Annotated in this window: 16 protein-coding genes; 15 read left to right on the top strand and 1 reads right to left on the bottom strand. The window is 70.3% G+C overall.

Annotated elements, in window-relative coordinates:
* Nucleotides 1–789: 789 nt before the first annotated feature.
* From ACZ6K0_RS37940 to ACZ6K0_RS37910, 7 genes are all read left to right on the top strand, one after another.
* Nucleotides 790–1,698 (top strand): GNAT family N-acetyltransferase, encoded by a 909-nt coding sequence (locus ACZ6K0_RS37940; protein ID WP_469578077.1) that lies wholly within the window; start codon nucleotides 790–792, stop codon nucleotides 1,696–1,698.
* 50 nt (nucleotides 1,699–1,748) lie between these two features.
* Nucleotides 1,749–3,254: an NAD(P)-dependent oxidoreductase gene (locus ACZ6K0_RS37935; protein WP_469578075.1), complete on the top strand. Its 1,506-nt coding sequence runs from the start codon at nucleotides 1,749–1,751 to the stop codon at nucleotides 3,252–3,254.
* Nucleotides 3,247–3,714 (top strand): hypothetical protein, encoded by a 468-nt coding sequence (locus ACZ6K0_RS37930; RefSeq protein WP_469578074.1) that lies wholly within the window; start codon nucleotides 3,247–3,249, stop codon nucleotides 3,712–3,714. Before ACZ6K0_RS37935 ends, ACZ6K0_RS37930 begins: the two co-directional genes overlap by 8 nt.
* The gene (locus ACZ6K0_RS37925) at nucleotides 3,711–4,496 is read left to right on the top strand and encodes a class I SAM-dependent methyltransferase (RefSeq protein ID WP_469578073.1); all 786 of its coding nucleotides are present in this window, start codon (nucleotides 3,711–3,713) and stop codon (nucleotides 4,494–4,496) included. Before ACZ6K0_RS37930 ends, ACZ6K0_RS37925 begins: the two co-directional genes overlap by 4 nt.
* Nucleotides 4,493–6,451, top strand: coding sequence for a phosphoribosyltransferase (locus ACZ6K0_RS37920; RefSeq protein ID WP_469578071.1), 1,959 nt, complete (start codon nucleotides 4,493–4,495; stop codon nucleotides 6,449–6,451). The genes ACZ6K0_RS37925 and ACZ6K0_RS37920 overlap by 4 nt, the downstream gene beginning before the upstream one ends.
* Nucleotides 6,451–7,083 carry an HAD family hydrolase gene (locus tag ACZ6K0_RS37915; protein WP_469578069.1) on the top strand — a complete coding sequence of 211 codons (633 nt, stop codon included), beginning with the start codon at nucleotides 6,451–6,453 and terminating at the stop codon, nucleotides 7,081–7,083. The genes ACZ6K0_RS37920 and ACZ6K0_RS37915 overlap by 1 nt, the downstream gene beginning before the upstream one ends.
* A 345-nt stretch (nucleotides 7,084–7,428) precedes the next feature.
* The gene (locus ACZ6K0_RS37910) at nucleotides 7,429–9,594 is read left to right on the top strand and encodes a B12-binding domain-containing radical SAM protein (protein ID WP_469578068.1); all 2,166 of its coding nucleotides are present in this window, start codon (nucleotides 7,429–7,431) and stop codon (nucleotides 9,592–9,594) included.
* Between the two features lie 62 nt (nucleotides 9,595–9,656).
* Here ACZ6K0_RS37910 and ACZ6K0_RS37905 read toward each other — a convergent pair whose 3' ends face one another.
* Nucleotides 9,657–10,280 carry a hypothetical protein gene (locus ACZ6K0_RS37905; RefSeq protein ID WP_469578067.1) on the bottom strand — a complete coding sequence of 208 codons (624 nt, stop codon included), beginning with the start codon at nucleotides 10,278–10,280 and terminating at the stop codon, nucleotides 9,657–9,659.
* Nucleotides 10,281–10,399: 119 nt separating this feature from the next.
* Here ACZ6K0_RS37905 and ACZ6K0_RS37900 point away from each other — a divergent pair, with 119 nt between their 5' ends.
* The 8 genes from ACZ6K0_RS37900 (at nucleotide 10,400) to ACZ6K0_RS37865 (ending at nucleotide 21,258) form a co-directional block, all read left to right on the top strand.
* Complete coding sequence (locus ACZ6K0_RS37900; protein WP_469578065.1) at nucleotides 10,400–11,455, top strand: aldo/keto reductase; 1,056 nt, start codon at nucleotides 10,400–10,402, stop codon at nucleotides 11,453–11,455.
* Nucleotides 11,452–12,321 carry an endonuclease/exonuclease/phosphatase family protein gene (locus tag ACZ6K0_RS37895; protein WP_469578063.1) on the top strand — a complete coding sequence of 290 codons (870 nt, stop codon included), beginning with the start codon at nucleotides 11,452–11,454 and terminating at the stop codon, nucleotides 12,319–12,321. The genes ACZ6K0_RS37900 and ACZ6K0_RS37895 overlap by 4 nt, the downstream gene beginning before the upstream one ends.
* Before the next feature lie 211 nt (nucleotides 12,322–12,532).
* Nucleotides 12,533–14,566 (top strand): ATP-binding cassette domain-containing protein, encoded by a 2,034-nt coding sequence (locus ACZ6K0_RS37890; RefSeq protein WP_469578062.1) that lies wholly within the window; start codon nucleotides 12,533–12,535, stop codon nucleotides 14,564–14,566.
* A 72-nt stretch (nucleotides 14,567–14,638) separates the two neighbouring features.
* Entirely contained in the window at nucleotides 14,639–15,304 is a 666-nt protein-coding gene (locus ACZ6K0_RS37885) for an NUDIX hydrolase (protein WP_469578060.1), read from the top strand.
* A 200-nt stretch (nucleotides 15,305–15,504) separates the two neighbouring features.
* Nucleotides 15,505–16,848 carry a tyrosine-type recombinase/integrase gene (locus ACZ6K0_RS37880; protein WP_469578058.1) on the top strand — a complete coding sequence of 448 codons (1,344 nt, stop codon included), beginning with the start codon at nucleotides 15,505–15,507 and terminating at the stop codon, nucleotides 16,846–16,848.
* Between the two features lie 104 nt (nucleotides 16,849–16,952).
* Nucleotides 16,953–18,779: a hypothetical protein gene (locus ACZ6K0_RS37875; RefSeq protein ID WP_469578057.1), complete on the top strand. Its 1,827-nt coding sequence runs from the start codon at nucleotides 16,953–16,955 to the stop codon at nucleotides 18,777–18,779.
* Nucleotides 18,776–20,860 (top strand): hypothetical protein, encoded by a 2,085-nt coding sequence (locus ACZ6K0_RS37870; RefSeq protein ID WP_469578056.1) that lies wholly within the window; start codon nucleotides 18,776–18,778, stop codon nucleotides 20,858–20,860. The genes ACZ6K0_RS37875 and ACZ6K0_RS37870 overlap by 4 nt, the downstream gene beginning before the upstream one ends.
* Complete coding sequence (locus tag ACZ6K0_RS37865; RefSeq protein ID WP_469578055.1) at nucleotides 20,857–21,258, top strand: hypothetical protein; 402 nt, start codon at nucleotides 20,857–20,859, stop codon at nucleotides 21,256–21,258. Before ACZ6K0_RS37870 ends, ACZ6K0_RS37865 begins: the two co-directional genes overlap by 4 nt.
* The last annotated feature ends 65 nt before the right edge of the window (nucleotides 21,259–21,323 follow it).

Raw genomic sequence — 21,323 nt, 5'->3', positions numbered from 1 at the left:
GGTCCGGTTGGTGCGGGGCCGCGCCTCGGCCGTGCCGCTCGCTCTTGCAGGGCGGGCGGGGTGATGCCGCGTACTGCCCAGGCGACCAGGTGTGCCGTCTCGCGGGATTGCACCCAGCCGGCGAGAGGGTGGCTGGCGGGTTCGGCTGGCGGGTGCAGGACAGCGGTGAGGATGCGGTCAGCGTCCATTGCGGCATCCAGCCACCCGAGCAGGGCTCCATCCGCGCCGAGGGCCATGAGGGTTCGGCGCAGCTGGAGCAGGTCCATCGCGCGGACGTTGCCGAGCGGTCTGCGTCCGCTCTCCCAGCCCTGGAGAGTGCCGAGGTCGACGTCCAGGCACTGGGCCAGGGCGGTCTGCGTCAGGGGGATGCTCTCACGCAGCAACCGATGGACGAACCCGGAGACTACGCCGATGTCGGCCTGGGTCCGGCTTCCGGTGCCCATGGAGCTTCCTTCCGGTTGATCCCGGATGCGCCGCGTTCGAGGGTGTGCGGGCTTACCCGTACCGGGAGTGAGTTTTTCTCAGGACTCAATCTTTCTAGATTAGTTGAGCGGGCCGGCCACTGTTGCGGATCGGGGCATTGCCGTAGCGCTCGGCTCTTGGCGGCCCGTCTCGTGGCCTTGGTGCCTCGTTCAACTCCACGCTTCCGCCTCCCGTTCGGTGTGCCCGTGTGGGCGTCGACCCGGACGGTCAAGCCTTCGAGAGGTACTCGGGCATGAAGTATCCAACTGGACGGAAAAGCCCGGGTCGCCGAATCGGCATGGTCAGCGGTCTGGGAACTGCAGCACGGTGAACACCGAACAGCGCGCCGGCGTCCCCCAGGCTCAGCTGAACAGCTCGGGCCCCCAGATCGACCTCGTCGACGGTCTTGAGGACGCCCTGTGCGAGGAACTCGCAGACCTGTCCCAGCGGTGCATTACCGGGTACAGCGACGACCGGCCGGTCAGTGCCTCCCTGGTGCGCTCGCGGCTGACGAACGCGCTGACCGGGGCGCCGCCGGTCCTCGCCGTTGCACGGGACGGACGGGAGATCGCCAGCTGGTGCGCCGTCCGCCGCCCGGAGCCCGGTGAGCAGAGGGCTCGACTGTGGGGCCCCGTCGTCGATCCGGCGGCGCGCCGGGCAGGTCTGGGCCGCAGGCTGCTGCAGACGGTGGTGGAGGCGGTGGAGTGGCCGCTGCTGACCACGGACGTGCCCCTGGACCGGGACGGCGCGACCGACTTCTTCACCCGGTCCGGGTGGGAGGTGCTGGACACCATCACGGTGCTGCACGGCGCCCCCGCCGACGGCCTGCTCGGTGCCGTCACCGCCGCCGACATCGAGGCGCCGGAAGCGTACGTCGCCGCGGCGGCCCGCCGGTTCGCCGGACTTGAGGCGTCGTTTGCCGACTCGACGTGGTCGCGGTGGCGGAACGACGCGCGCTTCGACCCGGAGACGTTGCTGCTGGACCCGCCGACCGGATCGCTGCTGCTGGCCCTGGCCCAGGAGAACGCCACGAACAGTGAGCTGCTGCTGGCTGAGGTGTGGGCCGCTGACGAGGAGGTCCGCAGGCGGCTGATCGCCCAGGCACACATCCTGGCCGGCGCCCGGCAGGTGGCGACCGTGCGCGCGGTGACCCGGCTGGACCCGACCGACTTCGCCGCCCACGGCATGCGCGTCACCGGCCGCTGCCGCACCTTCACCCTTCCCGGCGAGCGCTGAGCCCCGGGCTTCCGTTGATCCACCACCCCCTTTGCGACAGGAGGGCACCGATGCCCGCATCCGTGAAACCGCCGCTCGTCCACGCGGTCGACGTCATCGCCACACCGGAGGAGGCCAGCCACCTGGCCCGTGAACTCGCCGCCCGCCTCGCCGTCAGCCCGCACGTGCAGAGCATGGACTGGGACGAGGCGACGGCGTCGTGGCGGTGCATGCTCGTCGACGGCGGCCGCGGCCGGCTGACGCTGGCCGCCCCCGCGGACCCGGCCGCGGCCGCCGCGAACACCCACCGGCTCGTCGCGACGTTCGAGCAGGGCAGCCCCGCCGAGGCCGAGGCGTTCTTCACCTCCGCGCGGCATCTGCCGTTCACCGACACCGAGGTCGCCGCAGCCGTGGCCGAGCTGCCGCTGACGAGCCGGCTGGCCGACCGATGGCCGGACAAGCCGCTGGCCGGCACCGGGGTGCTGCTGACGATCCACCACATGCGGGACTTCCTCGTCCTGGTCGACAGCCTCCTCGCCCTCGGCGTGGACCCGGCGCACATGACCGTGATCGACAAGGAGTACCCCTACGCGCACACCCACCGCGTGGACGCGCACCTAGTGCAGCGGCACGGCATCGCGGTGTGGCGCTACCGGGACCTGCGCGAGGGGATCGAGGACCACATCGAACGAGTCGCCGCCGCGGGCAAGCGGAGCGTCGTCATGGACGACGGCGGCTACGTGATGCCCACCGTGCTTCGCGAACTGCCGCAGCAGGTCGGTCACTTCATCGGCCTGGTGGAGCAGACCACCTCCGGCATCCGCAAGGTGGAAGGGCTCGAGCTGCCGCTGCCGCTGTTCAGCGTCGCCGAGAGCGACATGAAGGGCATGATCGAGTCGTACGGGATCGCGGATGCGGCCGTCCGCAACACGCTGCGACTGCTGCCGGACGAGAAGCTCGAGGGCCAAGCCGCGCTCGTGCTCGGCTTCGGCCGGATTGGGCACGAGGTCGCCCGCGTCCTGGAGAACCGGCGCATGCGGGTCGCGGTGTTCGACTCCGACATCACCCGCCTGGTCGCCGCGCACGAGGAGGGGTTCCTCACCGGCCGGTCGCTGGACCAACTGGTGCGCACGCACCGGCCGCGACTGGTCGTCGGCTGCGTCGGCAGCCGCAGCTTCGGCGCTCGCGAGGCCCGGCTCCTGCCTGACCGGTCGTTCCTGGTCAGCACCACCAGCAGGAACTTCGAGTTCGACCTCGACGAACTGTGCAAGGGCAGCACCCAGGTCACCGACCGGGGTGTGCTCGGCACCGGCTACCAGCTCGACGGCGGCCCTGAGATCGTCGTCCTCGGGCACGGCATGCCGATCAACTTCCACTACGCCGAGTCGCTGTCCAACCGCTACGTCGACCTGGTCCTTGCCGGACTCGCGGTCGGCACGGAGGCCCTGGCCCGCGGCGACGAGCGGTTGCGGCCCGGCCACAACGTCGCCGCGACCAACCTGATCCTCACCGAGGCGGGCATCGTCGACGACTACTACCGCCTCTACGGGCCGGCCGCCGGCGGCGGACGTGGCTGAACGGATCTTCACCCTCGACGACCTCACCGGCGCCCGGTCGGTGTGCGGCTGCCTGGCGTGCAACCTCAGCGCCGTGTTCGCCGACCATCTCACCGCCCTGCGCACCGACTACCCCGGCACCGTCACCACGCTCGGCCATCGCGGCCCGTCGCCCGGGACGACCGCGGTGCCGCACTTCCTCGCCGTACGCCTGGGCGGCGGGATCGCGGACGTTGTGGTGTGGGAGGAGATGCGCCCGCAGCAGCTGACGGCCTGGCTGCCGGCCTCCGACGCCCGGGCCCGGGTGCCGCAGCTGGCCGCCCGGATCCCGCGCCTGGTCCATGTCCGCCAGGCGCTGCGCGCGGGCACCTTCACCCCCTCCGGAGCGGCCGGCGAAGCCTTGGTCACCGGCGGCCGTTACCCCTCGTTCCGCTTTCTCGTCGAACACTGGCCCACCCTCAACAAGGAGTTCACCCCATGAGCACAGCCTCCTCCTCCGACTTCGCGGCCGTCGGTACCGGCTATGCCGCGTACTCCAGCGGCGGCCGCGGCCGGCTGCGCCACGACATCACCACGCGCCGGGTCCTCGCAGAGCTCGGCGAGCGCCCCGCCCGCGTGCTGGACGTCGGCTGCGGCGACGGGGAGATGGTGCTGCGCCTCGCGGCCGCTGGCCACCACGTGACGGGCGTGGAGAAGTCGTCCGGCATGCTCACCTCCGCGGCCGGCCGGGTCGCCGCGGACCCGGAGATCGCCGATCGGGTGACGCTGGCCGAGGGCGACATCTACGACCTGCCGTTCGAGGACGGCGCGTTCGACGCGGTGGTCTGCCACGGCGTCGTGATGTACCTGCCCGACTCCGTCGCCCCCATCGCCCACCTCGCCCGTCTCGTCGCCGACGGAGGCGTCCTCAGCGTGCTGACGAAGAACCAGCTGGCCGTGGGCGTGCGCGAGGCCCTGTCCGGCGACTACGCGTCGGCTCGGACGCAGATCGAGAGCGGGCAGGCCGCCAGCGTGGGCAACCTCGGCATCACCACCCGGGGCGACACCCCCGAGCACCTGGACGACCTCGCCCGCGCGAACGGGCTCACGCCGCTGCCGTGGCAGGGCGTGCGGATCTTCCACGACCACCGCACCGACTGGGAGCCCACCGAGAACGAGTACCGGGAGGCGCTCGAGACGGAGTGGGCGGCCTCCAGCCGCAGCCCGTACCGCGAGCTGGGCCGCCTGGTGCACGCCGTGGGCCGCCGCGAGGCAACCGCATGACCACGCCCTCGGCCATCCCGCCGCTGACGATCGGCCACCTCGCCCGGGACCTCGCGTCCCGGGCGGGGCAGCCCATGCCGGCCCTTCGCTGCTACGAGTCGCTGGCCGCCCTGTGGATCCGCTCCTGCGACGCCGGTCTCCCGGGAGCGGGGGTCCTGCGGGACATGACCCTGCGCGCGGGCCTACGGCTCGCGGCCGATGAGGACACCCTCATCGCGCCCGAGGTCGACCGCATCCCCAACCGGCTGGCGAGGGACGAATCATTCGTGCGGATGCCGGCATCCCTGGCCGTCCAGGGAGTGGAGTGGCAGGACGCGGTTCGGCTCGCCCGGACATGGCTGGAGCGCCGGGACTGGTCCGGTCCGGTCCTCGTGGCGGGTGTGCGCACCGGCGGGGCGTATCTGGCGCCGCTGGTCGCGGCCAGTCTGGAGGCCGCGGGCGTGGATGTGCGGGTGGCGAGCGTGCGGGCCGGTGAGAGGCCCGAGGTCGGCGACCGGCGGGTGCTGCTGGTGGACGACCCGCCGCTGACCGGCCGGACGCTGCTGACTCTCGCCCGAGAGGTACCGGGAGCGGCAGGCGCCGAGGTGCTGGTGCCGGTGTTCGACGCAGCCGATGTGGAGGGGCTGCGCCGGGCGGGGATCGCGGTCACCGTGCTGCCGCGCGAGGAATGGCAGTCCACCCGCCGCCTGCAGCCCGATGTGCTTTCCGCCTACCTGACGGCCGAAGCCGACTGGCCGAGGGCGGAAGGAGCGCCGGTTGTGGACGGCCTCGTGCCCGGGCGGGAGAACTCCGCCCGGATCCCGTGGCCGGGGCTGCGGCACCGCTCGCCGGCCCGTGCCGCCATCCGGCTGCGCACCTTGGGCGGCATCCGGCACGCGGTCGCCGGGTGGGTGCCGCCGGGGATCTTCGGAGACGCGGCCCGCGCTGCGGCCACCGCGCTGCGCAGTCCCCTTCCTCCGGCCACGCTCGCCGTGGCCCCTTCGCTCGTGGTCAGCGAGGACCTCGTCCCCACGGCTGCTCTGGGCCCGGAGCCGGCACCACATCTGCTGGAAGAGGCTGTGGAGTACGTCCTTTTCCGCGCCCAGCAGCTCCCGGTGGAGCCCGCCCGGCCCGGCAGGCCGATCCCCACGGTCCTGCGCACGGTGGCCCAGGCCCTGACCGGAGCGGACGAGGACGCGTCCGCCGCGCTGCTGCAGCGTCTGCTGTCCGTACTCGCCCCGGCGCTGCCCGACAACCGGTGCGAGGCGGAGAAGTGGTTCCTCGACCACGGCGGACGCCTGCGCAAGACCGGTCACCTCGCCCACCCCTACCGCCGCGACAACGAGCTGCTCACCCCGCTGCTCGACCTGGCGGCGCTCGCCGTCGCGTTCGGCGGCGGCCTGGAAGTCGTCACCCAGAGCCTGGCCCGGCGCCTGCCCGGTGGCCACCAGTTCTGGTACTCGGCGCTCGCGGTCGCGCTGCTGTGCTACGGCACGGCCCGCGGCGGCCAGCTCCCGCGCACCTACAACGCCCAGCGCGCCGGCGAGACCGCCGTGGAGGCGTACCGGCTTCAACGCGGCATGTCCCAGGCGGCCGCCGTCGTCCAGAACCTGCTGTCCGACACGGTGGCCGACCGTGCGGTGGCCGCACCGGGTGTCGTCCACCGGTGGGCGCGGCAGCCCGGCGCGCTGGTGGAGCCGCGGCTGCCCTTCGGCGGCACCCCCGCCGCCGCACTCGGACCCGGCCCGACGGGCGAGGAGATGGAGATGACGCTGAAGGCCGTCACGCAGTGGACCGATGGCACCCTCTTCCACCCGGTCCGGGAAGGGAACACGCTGCTGCTCGCCCCGCTGGGCGCGCCGTCGACCTGGGCCCGCGCCGAGGAGGCGCTGGTGGAGCTCGCCCGGCTGCTGCCCCGCCCCGCGCTGCTGGGCTGGTGCGGCGTGCCCGTGGTGGCCCTGAGCGAGGTGGGCTGATGCTGGCCTTCGACTTCGACGGGGTCCTGCACGACTCCCGCGCCCGGGCATGGCGCTGCTACCAGGACGCCCGGCAGGAGATGGAGCTGGACAAGCTGCCCGACCTGGCCGGCCCGGACGACCTGCCCGTCGTGTACCAGGGCGTGCTGAGCACCTCGCTGACCCGCTGGATCGACTTCGAGACCGCCGAGCGGTTCTGGAAGCGGCACGCCGAGTTGACCGCCCGAGCTGCCGCCGACGAGCCGCACGGCGTCATCCCGGAGATGGTCGGCCGGCTGGCCGAACTGGCCGCCGGGCCCGGGTACGCGGTCGTCACCGGAAGCCACCACACCACCGTTCACGGCCTGCTCGCCAGAGACCTTCCCGCCGAGGCGATGCCCCGCGTACTGCTCTCCCGGGACGAGCCCGGCAGCAAGACCGACAAGCTCCGTCTCCTGCGCACCCGGCACGGAGCCGCCGCGTACGTCGGCGATACCGGCAGCGATGTCCTCCACGCCCACGCCGCCGACCTGACGGCCATCGCCGTCGCCTACGGCTACGCGAGCCGCGAGGACCTCGCCGCCGCCGCACCGGAACGGATCCTGTCCAGCCCCGGCGACCTGGCCGCCTACTGCCAGGCCCGCACCATCTGACCCCTATACCCCATAGCGCCCGCCCACCCCCGGGGATCTCCTGACGCCCCGGGGCTGGTGGGCCCTGCCCTGAAGGACCTTGCGCATGGCCGTCACAACCGCCGCTGTGCTCAACCGCCCGGCCTGCCCCGTCACCACAACGCCACCCGGCAGGCACCCGCTGACCAACGCGGCCGGCACCACCCTCGCGCCCGGCGACTTCTCCGCGGGCTGCCGCCCGGTACGGCGCCGCAACGAGAACGAGGCACCGGAAGCCCAGACCCTCCGGTCCGCCGCGACAAGCACCCCCCGACCTGGAGCTGAGCGCACCGGCTCACGATCCGCACTCTCTGAAGGGCACTGCTGATGAATGACTCCCCGGTCCGGGCACAGGCCGTACGGCTGGCCACCGTCCTGGAGTACGCGTTCCCCGCGGCGCCGCCGATCGACCCCGACGACACCCAGGAAATCGGTGCTCTGGAGCTCCTGCTCCTGACCCCCAACGACCTTCGCACCTTCATCGAGGACCGCTACGCCGAGCACGCCCTGCGGGTCCGCGTCACCGGCACCCTCGATCGGCGGCTGGTGCTCCTGGAGACTGGCGGCGGCTGGTGGACGATGGCCGACCTGTCCGGCCGGCCGCACTCCGACCGGGCCTGGCCCGAGTGGACCCGCTCCCGGCTCGCGATCGACCAGCCGGACTCCTGGCTCTCGGCCGCCGTGCTCGACGAGAGCGCGGTGAATCGCCTCAGCAAGCCCGACGTGCTGCTCGCGGCGCTCTACCACCCCGAGAACTTCCCTCTGCCCCGCTTCCCGCTCGGCATCAGCGATGTGGCCCGAGCCGCGCGCGCCACCATGACCGGCACCGTCTCCCTGGTCGACATGCAGCTGGGCACCACCGCGGAGGACCTCCTCAAGCAGGTCACCACCGCGCCTCCGGACGTCCTCGGCATCAGCGCCACATTCGGTCAGCACGACCTCCTCGAAGAAGTCCTCGACGCGGCCTACGCGTTACCCGAGCCGCCGCTCGTGATCGCCGGGGGCAGCCTGGTGGCCCGCAACGAGGGCCTGCTCCTGGCGAAGTACCCGAAGCTCCTCATCGCCCGGTCGGCTGGCGAACCCACCATGCAGGGCCTCCTGGCCTACTGGCACGGCGAGATCCCTCTCACCGACATACCCGGGCTCGGCTACAACGGCGCCCCGCGCGGCGGCGGACTCGGCATCGCCGCCCGCCGGACGGCCAAGCTGCGCGCCGCCGTCGCCGCCGCCGACATCCTTCCCGAGCTCGACCTCCTCCGTCTCACCCTCCAGCTGCACGGGGTGGCCCAGCTGGAGATGAGCCGGGGCTGCACCAACACCTGCAGCTTCTGCCCGCGGGGGCACAAGGGCATCTGGAACGGCCCGGACCCGCTGGCCGGCTGCTGGATCCTGGCCTGGATCCGCCGCGTCTTCGATGAGTTCCCCCAGGTCTCGCGGACCGCGTACCTGGTTGACGAGGAGATCATCGGCCGGGGCGAGCAGGTCGTGCCCCGCATCCTGGCCCTGGCCGCCGCGTTCCACCGGGCGGGCTTCCGTTGGGAGTCGAGCTGCCGCATCGACCAGGTCACGCACCCCGACATGGACGAGACCTGGCACATCGAGCGGGTCGCCATGTGGCGCACCCTGATGGACCTGGGGCTGCGCCGGATGCTCTTCGGCGTGGAGTCGGGCGTGGACTCCATCCTGGAGCGGTTCAACAAGGAGAACACCGCCGAGCAGAACGCGGTCGCCGTCCGCACCCTGTCGGCGCTGGGCATGCCCACCCGCTACACCTACATCACCTTCGACCCGCTGATGACCCTGGAGGAACTGAAGGAGACGCACGCCTTCCAGGGCCGCACCGATCTGCTGCTGCGCCCGCAGCCCGGACTGCCGGCGGCCGACATCGTGCGCGGGGTCCGCGACGAGGCGTGGGTTGCCGAGCACACCACCGGCCGGGCGCTGCACACCGGGATCAGCTACATGCTCGTCAGCATGGAGTCCCTCATCGGCGCCGCCTACACCCGGATGGCCGCCGCTGAGGGCCTCACCGGGGCGGAAGAGCCGCTGATGGGCCGGGTCGCCTGCCGGTACCTGGACTGGCGCATCGGCGTGGCCAGCAACTGGGCGCAACGCTGGGTGGACCGCCACTTCAGCCTCGACTACACCTTCAAGAGCCTGGAGAAGGTCCTCGACGACGCACCGCGGCATGCCGTCCGCCAGGCCCGCGTCGTGCTGAAGGACGCCGCCTACCAGGTGCTGGGCGACCTGATCGCCGCGATCGAGCAGCACGACCTGGAGCAACCGGAGCAGGAACAGGTGCTCGGGTCACGGATCGAGGCGGCGCTGGAGGAGCGGGCCGGGAGTCTGCGCGGGCAGATGGCGTCCACAGTGCGCGAGGCCACGACGTACCTCACCGGAGAGCACGCGGCCACACTGGCCCGGGTGTACAGCCTGTGGGAGGCGGCGGCCGGCTGGGAGCTGATCAACGCAGGGGAGTCGTGCGCCGACTGAGCCGACGCCGAGCCTGGGTGCCCCGCCGCGCTGCCGCGAGCGGGGCACCCAGGCCGTCGCGCTCACGCGCCGCCGGTCTTCTCCGGAATCGGCACCCAGTTGAACTCCGAGCAGAAGCGGGCGTACGTCGTCAGCTTCCAGCTCGCGTACTCCTCGGTCCGGCCCGAGCTGCGCAACAGGTGCTTGACCCAGGTGTGCGCGATGCGCTCGTCCAAGGTCATGGTCACGTCGATCTGATCGAGCATCCGGCAGGCGACGGCGAAGTCGTCGATCGTGAGCGCGCTCAGGTCGATCTCGATGCCGTCCAGCGTGAAGGAGAAGACGAGCCGGGAGGTGGAGTAGCGGGTCTTGCGCTCGCCCAGGAACGTCGTGTGGGGCGCGAGGGCCGCCCGCAGGCGGTCGCGGTCTTCGACCGGGTAGCCGATGCCCAGGTCCAGGTCCGAGGTCTCCAGGTTCAGGCGGGTGCCAAAGCTGCCGACGTCGCGCGGCTTGTGCCCGGTCCACTCGCTGATCATGGCGGCCGCGTCGGCCCGCACCTGTTCCAGGCGGTCGTCGTGGACGCGCATCTCCTCGTAGAAGGCGCGGGCGCGGGCGAACTCGGCGTCGGTGAAGTCGCCGCGGTCAACCCAGCGCCGCTCGGCGATCGCGATCAAGTCAAGTTCGGTGAAGGGAGGTTGTGTCGTCACGCGAGGCACCATACTCACTCCCCGAAGCGATTCATCAGTGTTTGCTACTAATTGAGAGTTAAGAGGTACTTCCTGTGAGTGCTCCCTCCTCCATCGCACGCCGCACGCTCGCCCGCGGCTTGTCCGTTCATCCGATCGGGATCGGCGCCTGGGCCGTGGGCGGCGCCGACAACAACCTCGGGCAGCCAATGGGCTGGTCAACGGCCGACGACACCGCCTCCCTCCGCGGCCTGGAAAAGGCCTACGAGCTCGGCGCCAACCTCATCGACACCGCCGACGTGTACGGGCACGGCCGCTCCGAGCGGATCATCGGTGACTTCGTCGCCACCGTCCCCCGCGACACCGTGGTGCTGTCCTCCAAGGTCGGCTACCACCGCGGCACCGCCCGGCACGCCTACCTCCCCTCGGCCATGCGCCGCCAGCTCGAGACGAGCCTGGAGAACCTCCGCACCGACCGTCTCGACATCTACTTCTTCCACAACGCCGACTTCGGGCCCGACGACCGCCACCTTGAGGAGGCCGTCGCCCAGATGCGCGACTTCCAGCGCCAGGGCCTGGTCACCGCTGTCGGCATGCGCGGCCCGCACCGCCACACCACCGAGCGGGTCACCGTCGCCAAGGACCAGCGCGGCGATAAGTACGCCCGGTTCGCCTACCTCGCCGAGCAGATCCGTCCGGACTACATCGCGGCCCGGTTCAACGCCCTGACCCCGCCGCCCGCCGAAGGCCGGCCCGACATCTTCGCCCTCGCCGCCTCCCTCGGCGCGAGCGTGCTGATCAACAAACCGCTCGCCCAGGGCCTGCTCACCGGCAAGTACGACCCCGACAACCCGCCCGTCTTCGCGCCCGGTGACCACCGGCGACGCAAGTCATGGTTCACCGCGAAGGGCTTGCGGATCATCCAGGACGGTCTCGGCCCGCTCCGGGAGCGCTTCGGCGACAGCCCGGCCGCCCTGACCCGTGTCGCCCTCCAGTCGTGCCTCCAGCGAGCCGAGAACGCCGCGGTCCTCGTCGGTTTCACCAGCCCCGAACAGGTCACCGAGAACCTGACCGCCGTCGGCACCCCGCTGACCGACGACGAGCTCGCCTTCGTCCGCGACACCCTCGGCCGCCTTCAGCAGAACCTGGACGCGCACAGCGAGGTCTTCCTCGACGAGAAGGAAGCCGGCCGGTGAACCCCACCGCGGAGCAGCTGTCCCTGCTCACCACCGACGAACCCGCTCACCAGCCGGCCACCGACGCCGTGCGGCTGCTCCTGTTCAACGCCCAGCACGCCTCGGCGGAGCGCTCGCGCCGCCAGGCCGAATGGATCGCCGGCCAGGAGGACGCCGATATCGCCGTCCTCACCGAGGTGTCCTCCACCCAGGGCGGCGACGCCCTCGTCACCGCGCTCACCGAGCGCGGGTACGCCACCGTGATCGCCCCCCAGCCGTCCACACCCGACTACCGCACCGTCATCGCCTGCCGCACCGGCGACGTCCGGCCGGTCCCCAGCCCGGTCACCGTCACCCCCCACCGCGCCCCGGCGGCCCGCGTCACCGTCGGCGGCCACGACATCGGAGTGCTGGGACTGTACGTCCCCTCCCGCGGCCCGAAGGCCCAGCGCAACGTCGCCAAGCGCGCCTTCCAGGAGGCGGTCACCGAGAGCCTGCCGCGGCTGATCGCCGCCTTCCCCGAGATGCCCGTCATCGTGGCCGGGGACCTCAACGTCATCGAGCGCGGGCACCAGCCCCCGCACAAGGTGTTCGGCGAGTGGGAGTACGCCTTCTACGACTCCTTCCAGGCCGCCGGCCTCCCCGACGCCTTCCGCCACCTCCACCCCGCCGAGGTCGCCCACTCCTGGTTCGGGCTCACGGGCAACGGCTTCCGCTTCGACCACCTCTTCGTGTCCACACCCCACGCCGACCAGGTCCTGGCCTGCGACTACCACCAGGAAGCCCGCGAAGCGGGGCTGACCGACCACGCGGTCATGACACTGCGCCTGGGCTTGCCGCCCGCCCCGGGCGAACAGAGCGAAGCCCCGACGACGGGCGCCAGCTGACAGCCGACCGTCGTAGCGACCGAACGTCGGCGTTTCGGCCAACCACCCCCGAACCGAGTGCCCTTGCGCGGCAAGGGTCGGTGCACTGCGCACTCTCGGAAATCCGCTGAATCACAAGGCGCACAACGCGTCCGAAAGGAACAGGTGCTCGAAATCATGCGGCGTCGTTGAGCACGGCGACGCCACCGCCACGTCCACGAGGGGGAACACATTGACGTCAGTCGAACCAGACAGCGACAAGACCGCGAGCGACCCGAAGGCCGACGCCACGGACAACATCTCGGATGCCGAGCGGGAGCTGTACGGGGGCCGGCTGCGCTACGACCAGTCCTACGTCCGGCACGAAGGGCCGCTGACCCGCCTGAAGTTCGGGCACATGGCGGCCGCGCTGCCGCACATGGTGGGCATGGTGCTGCGCACCGGGTGGAAGGCGGACCGGCACGCGCTGATGGGGGTGGTGGCGGCCGAGCTCGGGCAAGGCGTGACGGCAGCGTGGGGCCTGGTGGCGGTCAACGGGGTCCTCGCGCAGCTGTTCGCCGATGGTCCGACCGTGGACAAGCTCCGCGACGCTCTGCCGTCCCTGGTCGTTCTCGCTGTCACGGCGGTGGCCGGCGCCGTGCTGTCGGCGTGGTCGACGGCCATGTCGGGCCAGCTGGAGCCCCAGGTGGAGCGGGCAGTCTCCGCCCGCTACTACAGGGCCGTCACGGGTGTGGAGGTGGAGGCGACCGAGCGGCCTGAGGTCCAGCGGATCCTGGAGGCAGGGAAGTTCGGCACGGACTCCGCTCGCAGCATGCTGCGGCTGTCGGTCGGCGTCGGAAACGTGGTGATCGGCATGGCGGCGGCCGCGGTCGTGCTCGCGGCGCTGCACCCGGCGCTGCTCCCGATGCTGCTGGCGATCGCGCTGCCCAAGGGGTGGGGCGCGGTCCGCTCCGCGCGCCGTGACTACCTCTCCCGGATGAACTGGGTCGACCACCGCCGGGCGATCGCCTCCCTGCTGGCCTACCTGACCCGCCCGCACGCCGCCGGTGAGCTCCGCGTGCACGCCGCCGGCACGAAACTGCTGTCCAGCTACGAGGAGATGTCGCGGCAGACGGAGGAGGAGCAGCGGCGCCTGGCCCGGGCGCAGGCATCCACGGACCTGGCCGCAGGCGGGTTCGCCGGTGTGGCGTCGCTGGCCTGCTACGGGGTGCTGTGGTGGCTGCTGTCGACCGGTGGTCTGCCGCTCGCCGTCGGCGGGACGGCGGTGATCGCCATCCGTACGTCGACGGCGCGGCTCACGTCGCTGGTGCAGCAGGTCAACCGGCTGTACGAAGAACTGCTGTTCCTGCCCGACACCGAGGACGCGATCAAGGTTGCGGGCGAGAACGCGATCCCGCTCACCGGTACCCCACTGCCGGCTCCGGTGGGCGAGGTCAGGACGGAGGCGGTCTCGTTCACCTACCCGGGCGCCGACGGCCCCTCGCTGAAGGGCGTGAGCGTGCGCGTGCCGCGGGGGAAGGTCACGGCACTGGTGGGGGCGAACGGCTCGGGCAAGACCACCCTCACGAAGGTGCTGGCCGGACTGCTGATCCCCGCCGAGGGAGATGTGTGGTGGGTGGGCGAATCGGGCGAGCAGGTCGAGCTGCGTGAGGCGGACCGCGCCCAGGTCTTCGCCGAAGTCGGGTTGCTGGCACAGGACTTCCCGCGTTGGGAGATGACTGCGGCCGCAAACGTGGCCATCGGCGCCGGCGACCGTCCCCGGGACATGGCCCGTGTCCGCAAGGCCGCTGGCGAGGCGGGCGTCCTCGAGCTGGTCGAGGGGCTGCCGCACGGCTGGGACTCGATCGCGGTCAAGGGCTACGAGAGGGGTGTCCAGTTCTCGGGCGGCCAGTGGCAGAAGCTGGGGTCCGCTCGCACAAGGTACCGACAGGCTCGGTTCCTGCTGGTCGACGAGCCGACCAGCGCCCTCGACCCTCACGCGGAGATCGCCGCGTTCGAGGGGCTGTGGTCCCTGGCCGAGGAGGGGCACGCGGTCGTGCTCGTCACCCACCGGCTCGCCGCGACCATGCATGCCGACCACATCTACGTCCTCGATCAGGGGGGCGTCGTCGAGGACGGCACCCACGAGGACCTGATGTCCCGAACGGGCGGCCTGTACCAGGGGATGTTCACCGCCCAGGCCGCGCAGTACGGGATCGCGCCGGCACCCGACGGCGTTCCCGGCCCCCGCGGCGCCCAGCCGTCCGACCAGGAGACGCAGAGCTGATCCACCCGAGCGCCCCCCTGTCCTCAGCCTGCCCGCCACCCGCTCTCACGACTTCGAAGGCGAGAGAAGCCCATGTCACCCAGCTCCACCGCGATCCGCAGGACCATCGAGGCGTACCTCAGCCGACACCCCGGCGAGCGTGACGCCCTGACCGGGCTTCTCACCGCGCTGGACCGGCCCGTCGACGCGACCGACCGGACGACGCAGCCTGGGCACATCACGTGCAGCGCCGTTGTCATCGACCAGCAGGGCCGGGTCCTGCACATCCGGCATCGGGCCACCAGCGGCCTCATGCTTCCCCCGGGCGGCCACATCGAGCCCGAGGACCGCACGCTGCTCGCCGCGGCGCTGCGGGAGGTGGCGGAGGAGGCCGGGATTGCGCCGGGCGCCCTGTGCCTGACCCGGCAGCTGCTCGGCTCTCCGATCGACATCGACGTCCACGACATCGACGCCAGCCCGTCCAAAGGCGAGCCGGCTCACCGCCACTACGACCTCCGCTACGTCTTCTACCTCGCCGGCGAGGAGCTGCCGACGATCACGCTGCAGGAGGAGGAGGTGTCCGGTGCCCAGTGGATCCCGCAGCCGGACGTCACCTCGCCGACGCTGCGCGCGAAACTCCTCGCGGCAGCCCTGGACGGCCAGGCGGAGCCCGTGAACGCTTCCGCGCTGATCCACGACGGGCACGGGTTGTGCACGCTTGGTCAGTGTCCGGGTAGCTGTACGGTCCGCGAGTGCTGAGACAAGATGCCTGGTCGGTCCACTACAGCTCTCGGGACCTGCCGCAGCCGGAGCCACAGCCCTGGCACCTGCGCTTTTCACCGGACGAGTGGGAGCTGTGGCTTGATGACCTGGGCATTCCTGACGGGACGCCGTACCTGTTGTCTCCATGCTTCGTCTACGACACGGACCTGAACTCGTACTTCCATCAGGTGAACCTCATGGAAGGCCCGCTGAACAGCCAGCTCAACCGGGCGTCGGCCCTCTGCAGGAGCCTGAACTTCCTGCACTGGAGCCGCGGTGGCAAGGGCTGGCGGGACGCGACGGAAGCCGACCACACGGCCTACCACTACTGGCGGCGGCGTGATCCACGCGGGCCACGCATCGACGGCGATACGTGGAGCCAGGAGGTCACGCACTTGCAGCACTTCTACCTCTACGCGAAGAAGAAGCTGTGGGTGCCGGAGGTGCCGATCCCGCAGCGGCCCCGACGTGACGGGCAGGACCAGGCGGCAAGGGGCCGCAGGCGCCGCCCCAAGCCGGATCCCACGCAGGACACGGTGCCGGCGACTTACGCCCACGACGTGGGCGGCGAAATCCTTGAGTGGCTGCCCGCGCCGTCCTACCGGCGGTGGCGGGACGTCGGCATCCTCGGCTACGACCGCGAGGGCCTGCCCCGGGACAACTTCCGCGGCCGGTGGGCTCCACGCAACGGGACCTTCACCGACTCGACGGTCCGCACCGGCCTACGGCTGGAGGAACAGGCCAGCCGCCTCACTCTCGAAGTCCCGACCGGCCCCGGCCCGGCTGGCTACAGCAAGTCCTGGCTGCCCAAGGCGATCGCGAAGCGAAACTCGGCACGCTGGGTCTATGAGCCGGCCTCGGTCCGCCGGGACCTGACGGCCTACGCGACCGAGGACCGTCGATGGGTCATCGAGGAGGCCCGCGACGCGGGCCGCTACGACAGGATCCGCCGGCCGATCGTGATCTTTGATCCGGAGCGGCCACACATGGCCCAGCACTCGAGCGGCATCAACCGCGGCGAGAAAGTCGACGTCCGGCTCCTCGACCCCCGCGAGCGTCAGCGGCTGCTGATCGACGCCGAGCACGGCCTGGAGCCCGCGATGTTCTGGCTCGGCGAGAGCGGCATGCCGTTGTCCTTGTCGACTTGGAAGGACATGTTCACCGACGCCAACCGGAGATGCGAGGAACAAGGTCTCGACCTCCGCGCTCACGCCCACCTTCTGCGGCACACGTTCGCCGTCATCACCCTCGAGCAACTCCAGCGCGGGCACATTGCCGCCCTCGGCGACATGAACCCGGCCCAGCGGCTGCACTACCAGCGGATCTTCGGCGACCCGTTGGACTGGGTTCGCCGCCGGCTCGGGCATGCCTCAATTCTGTCGACCTTGATCTATCTGCACGCCCTGCAGGAACTGGAGATGGAGACCCGCATGGCTCTGGTCCCAGACACCTGGGAGGACCCACGCGACACGACGGTCGACGTCCTCGGGGACGAGACCCCGCCCGCGAACCTGCCCGCCGAGCTCGGGGAGAAGGTATGACCCGCCGAGGCCGCGGCAGCACCGGACCAGGCCGTCCGTCCGCCCTTCCGCCAGACGGCTACGAAGCGCCCCCACCGGTCCGCGAAGAGACGTCGGGCAGGTTGGTGGTCGACTTCCACGGCGATGACAAACGTCGCGCCAGCTATGACCTCGGGACATTGCCGTCGCCGGGCTGGCATCCGTTGCTGGCTGAAGCTCTGGCTCTGCGAATTGGCCCCAGCGGTGACGTCCGCACCCTTTCGGGCAGCAAGACGAGCTGGCGGGCTTGCTCCAACTGGGCCCAGTTCCTCTCCAAAGCGGATCCGATTCCATCCGCCCCTGAGGAACTCACCCGAGCTCACGTCGATGCCTTCTACACCCGCACCGATGCGTCACCGCACACGAGATACAGCGATATGCGGGAAATGCACCTCCAGTTCGCAGACGCCCATCTGGAAGGTCGGCTGCCCGAGGACGCCTGGGACGCCCTCAAACGGCGGCTGACCAAACCGAAGCGAGTGCCAGTCGGCGGATACTCGGATGGCGAGTTTGACCGGCTGATCGCTGCCGCCCGAGCGGACACGGCCCGCATCGTCCGTCGCATCCGCTCCGGCGAGGAACTCGTACGGCGCCTGCGCGATGAACCAGATGCGTTGGAGCCAGAGCAGCATTCGCTGGCCGAGGTCCTCGCCGGCATGGCCAACTCCGGCGAGATCCCCATGCTGAAGGGCGGCCCCAGCCGTCGGCACCGGCGGGCCGTTCTCGCCTCACATCTGTACTTGACCTGGCAGGATCTGCCTCCCCTGTTGGCTCTTCTGGCCCTGGTCACCGAACGCAACGGCGAGACCCTCAAAGAACTCCCTGTCCGGCATCGGAGGCTGGAGGACCGGGCGGTCGAGCTCGTGGTGGTCAAACGCCGGAAGGGCACAAAGCGCTGGTTCGAGACCGTGACCTGGGAGATCGGGCCGAAGGGCCGTGAACTCCATACGCCTGGCGGCCTCTATCTGCTCTTACTCGAGCTGACGGCACGCAGTCGTGCGGCCTCCGGTTCGTCTTCGGCCTTCTGCATCTGGCGCAATGTCCCCCAGGGCGCCGGGAGCGTGGTCGAGCACTTCGCCCCCTTTGAGGTCGACCTCAGCCACGGCTCGGTCATTCGGATGACGAAGTGGGCGGCAGCCCGCACGAAGCCCCTCTTCGCGGACCCGAAGCCTGCCAAGAAGACGAAGAAGGACCAGGTCAAAGACGTGAGGGGGGAGGCGGCTGGCAAGGAGTCTCCCGCCGGCCCGGCGCCGCTCAACGTGACCTTCAACAGGATCAAGACCAGCGTCGACGCCCGCCGCACCAAACAGCTCGGGGGGCATCTCCCCTCGGCGGCGAAGAGCAACACGGCGCAAGTCCTGTTCACGAACTATCTGCAACCAGACGAAAACACGCGCGACTGGGCTGAGGAGGTGGTTTCCGAGGCCCTCGCAGATGCCGAACAGGCGGCTTGGGACGCTCACGCGGCCGCCGTCGGACGCCGGGGAGAGCCCACCGTGATCCCGGCAGCAGAGTCACCGCAGCAACTTGAACAGGCCGGAGTTCCCGCGACGACCGCCCGCGACCTCGCCGACGGCGCACTGGACACCGCATGGACGGCCTGCAAGGACCATGACCACCACCCAGAGACCGGTGCTACCTGCGACGACTCATTCCTCGCCTGCTTCCACTGCGGAAACTGCTTGGTCACCCGCACCCACCTGCCCAGGCTTCTGGGCCTGCTGGAGGGCTTAGGCGCGATGCGGCAGCGGATGAGTGAGGACGCCTGGTGGGATCGCTACGGGGCCGCCTGGGTCGCGATCAAGCGCGACATCCTCGCGAAGTTCACACCGGCCGAAGTCGACAAAGTACGCCAGCAGCCCCTGCCCGACTCTCTCCTCGACCTGGTCGAAGCACCCTGGGATCAGCCATGAGTACCGCCACCTTCGCGCGTCACCCAGAGGTCGTCTCTCTCGAGGACCCGTACGTCCTGCACGGCCGCCCGCTGAAGAGCGGGATTCACCTGCAGGACACTTCCCGCTACAGCCACGACGTCTGGCGGCTGACGCCGGCTCGGCTCAAAGCGCACGAGTCAGCTCAGATCCTGAACTTCCCCACTCTCCCGCAGCGATTTCGCCCAGCTGCCAAGCGCCTCTTCTACGCGCTCTTGTCTCTGGAAGCGCCCGACGGTGAGGACTCTCCGCGGATTTCCACCATTCGCGGGGAGTTCACCGGGTTCAAGCGGTTCTTGAAGTGGCTCGATCGCCGGTGGTCACCAGAGCGGAACGAGCTGGCTGAACTCTCGCCCGTCGATCTCGACGACTACCGCAGGCATCTCCTTGCCGTCTTCCCGAACAACCGCACACAGCGTTCGAAGCTCCGTGGGGTTCTGCGATTGCTCTGGCGGTGGCGGAGGCATCTCGGTGAGCACGGCTTGCGGTTCGATCCCCTCGGCCTCGACGGCTGGAGCGAATCGAAGCAGGTCAGCCAGGGCGAGAATGAGACCGACCGCCTCCCCGAGGAAGTTCTCGGCCCTCTGCTGGTCTGGGCCCTGAGGTTCATCGACGACTTCGCCCCCGACATCCTCGACGCCGACCGGCAATGGCGCCGGAACCGCGCAAGGCGCCCTCGTCCCCGTCACCTGCGCAGGAATCTCGGGGCACGGTTACAGCGGCTGCTTGGGAACTACGTCTCCGCCGGCCGACCGCTGCCAGGCTGGCACGGACAGCCGAGCCTTACCCATCTCGCCCATCTCCTTGGCTGCCACCACTCCGCTCTGCCCTGGTATCGCCAGGCTCTCGACGAAGCAGCGGCGATCGTCGGCGTCACCGAGAGCACGTTCATCGAAAGCGTCCAAGGGAAGCTCGGCGAGAAGCCCTGGATCACCTCGATCAGCACTCACCACAACTCGGCTAACAGCCTCGCTCGGCTTGCCCGTCATCTGCAGATCGCCTGCTACATCGTGATCGCCTTCCTCAGTGGCATGCGGGACTCCGAGATCAAGCACCTCAAGCGCGGATGCCTGGAGATCAAATGCGACGAGGATGGCCGCCCCTACCGTTGGAAGCTCAACAGCCTGGCCTTCAAGGGTGAGGAAGACGTCGCCGGCGTCCCCGCGACCTGGACCGTCAACGCGACGGTTGCCCGCGCCATCGGGATGCTCGAACAGCTTCAGCCGGCAGCTCGGGACCACCTCTTCGCAGCCCTCCCTCACGGCGCCGGAAACAAGACGGGCGCAAACAAGGCCCTGGGCACTCTGGCGACCAACCTGCAGCTCAACGCGTTCACCGCGTTCGTGAACCGGCTCTGCGCCGAAGATGACCGCCCCGACACCATCCCGGCCGGCAAGGGTCACAAGATCAAACTGAAGACCAGCCACTTCCGACGCACCCTGGCCTGGTTCATCGCCCGGCGCCCTGGCGGCGTCATCGCTGGGGCCCTGCAATACCGCCACCACAGCATCCAGATGTTCGAAGGCTATGCAGGAACCAGTGACTCAGGGTTCCGAGCCGAGGTCGAGAGCGAGCAGGCCATCGCCCGCGGTGAGATCTACATGGAGATGATCGACGCCCATCAGCACCTCGACCTCGCGGGGCCCTCGGCCGAAGAGGCCGCACGACGCCTTCAGAACTTCGGTGACCGGGCCCAGTTCCAGGGGCAGGTCGCCACTGACAAGCACCGCATCAGGAGAATCATGAAAAGGCACGATCCTGCTGTCTATCCCGGTGAGTACATCACCTGCGTCAACGACCCTTCCAAGGCCCTTTGCGAGAAGGCCCGACGCGGCAACAGCGAAGGGCTCCCCTCTCACGGCGGCTGTCTTCCCCTGGCCTGCCGGAATGTTGCGCTCACCCCGGAGAACGTTGCCGCCTGGCAGCGCGAGGTTGCCCGCATCGACAAACGTCTTGCCTCTCGGCCGACGCTGGCGCCCCGCCTCCGGGAACTCCTGCAGAGCCGCCGCGGCGAGGTCGTGGACTTCTTGACCTCGAATGGGCAAGAGGCTGTCCCGTCATGACTCGCCGAGTCCCCGACCTGCCCGAGGCTCTCGTCCGCAAGCACCTGCAGCAGGTGCTGGACGCTTGCCGGGAAGACAACAGCAGGCCCAGTGTCCTCATGCTGGCCCGCCGTCTCGGTCTGACCAACACCACCTTCCGCCGCCGTTATCCGGAGATCGCCCGCGAGATCTCCGAGCACCGGACGGCACCCGCGGCGCCGCGAGGCGGCCCGACCGAGCACGACAGGCTCGTCGCGCGCAATGCGAAGCTCCGCCGGCGGAATCGCGATCTGACCGGTCAGCTCGCCCTGGCCGCAGCACAACTCCAGCACCTCGCTCTTCGGAACGAGCGCCTCAAGGAAGCGTTGGAAGCGGCCTCCCGCGTTACGAACATCCGCCAAAAGCCCCGGCTTCGCTGAACGGCAACCACCAGGAGTTGTGCTAAGTGCCACCACCCTGCGGACAGATCCGAGAGGAACGGTCA

The sequence above is a fragment of the Streptomyces sp. NPDC042346 genome (assembly GCF_055581845.1).
Note: the sequence above shows the minus strand (reverse complement) of the source record. Positions and strands in the feature narration are given on the sequence as shown.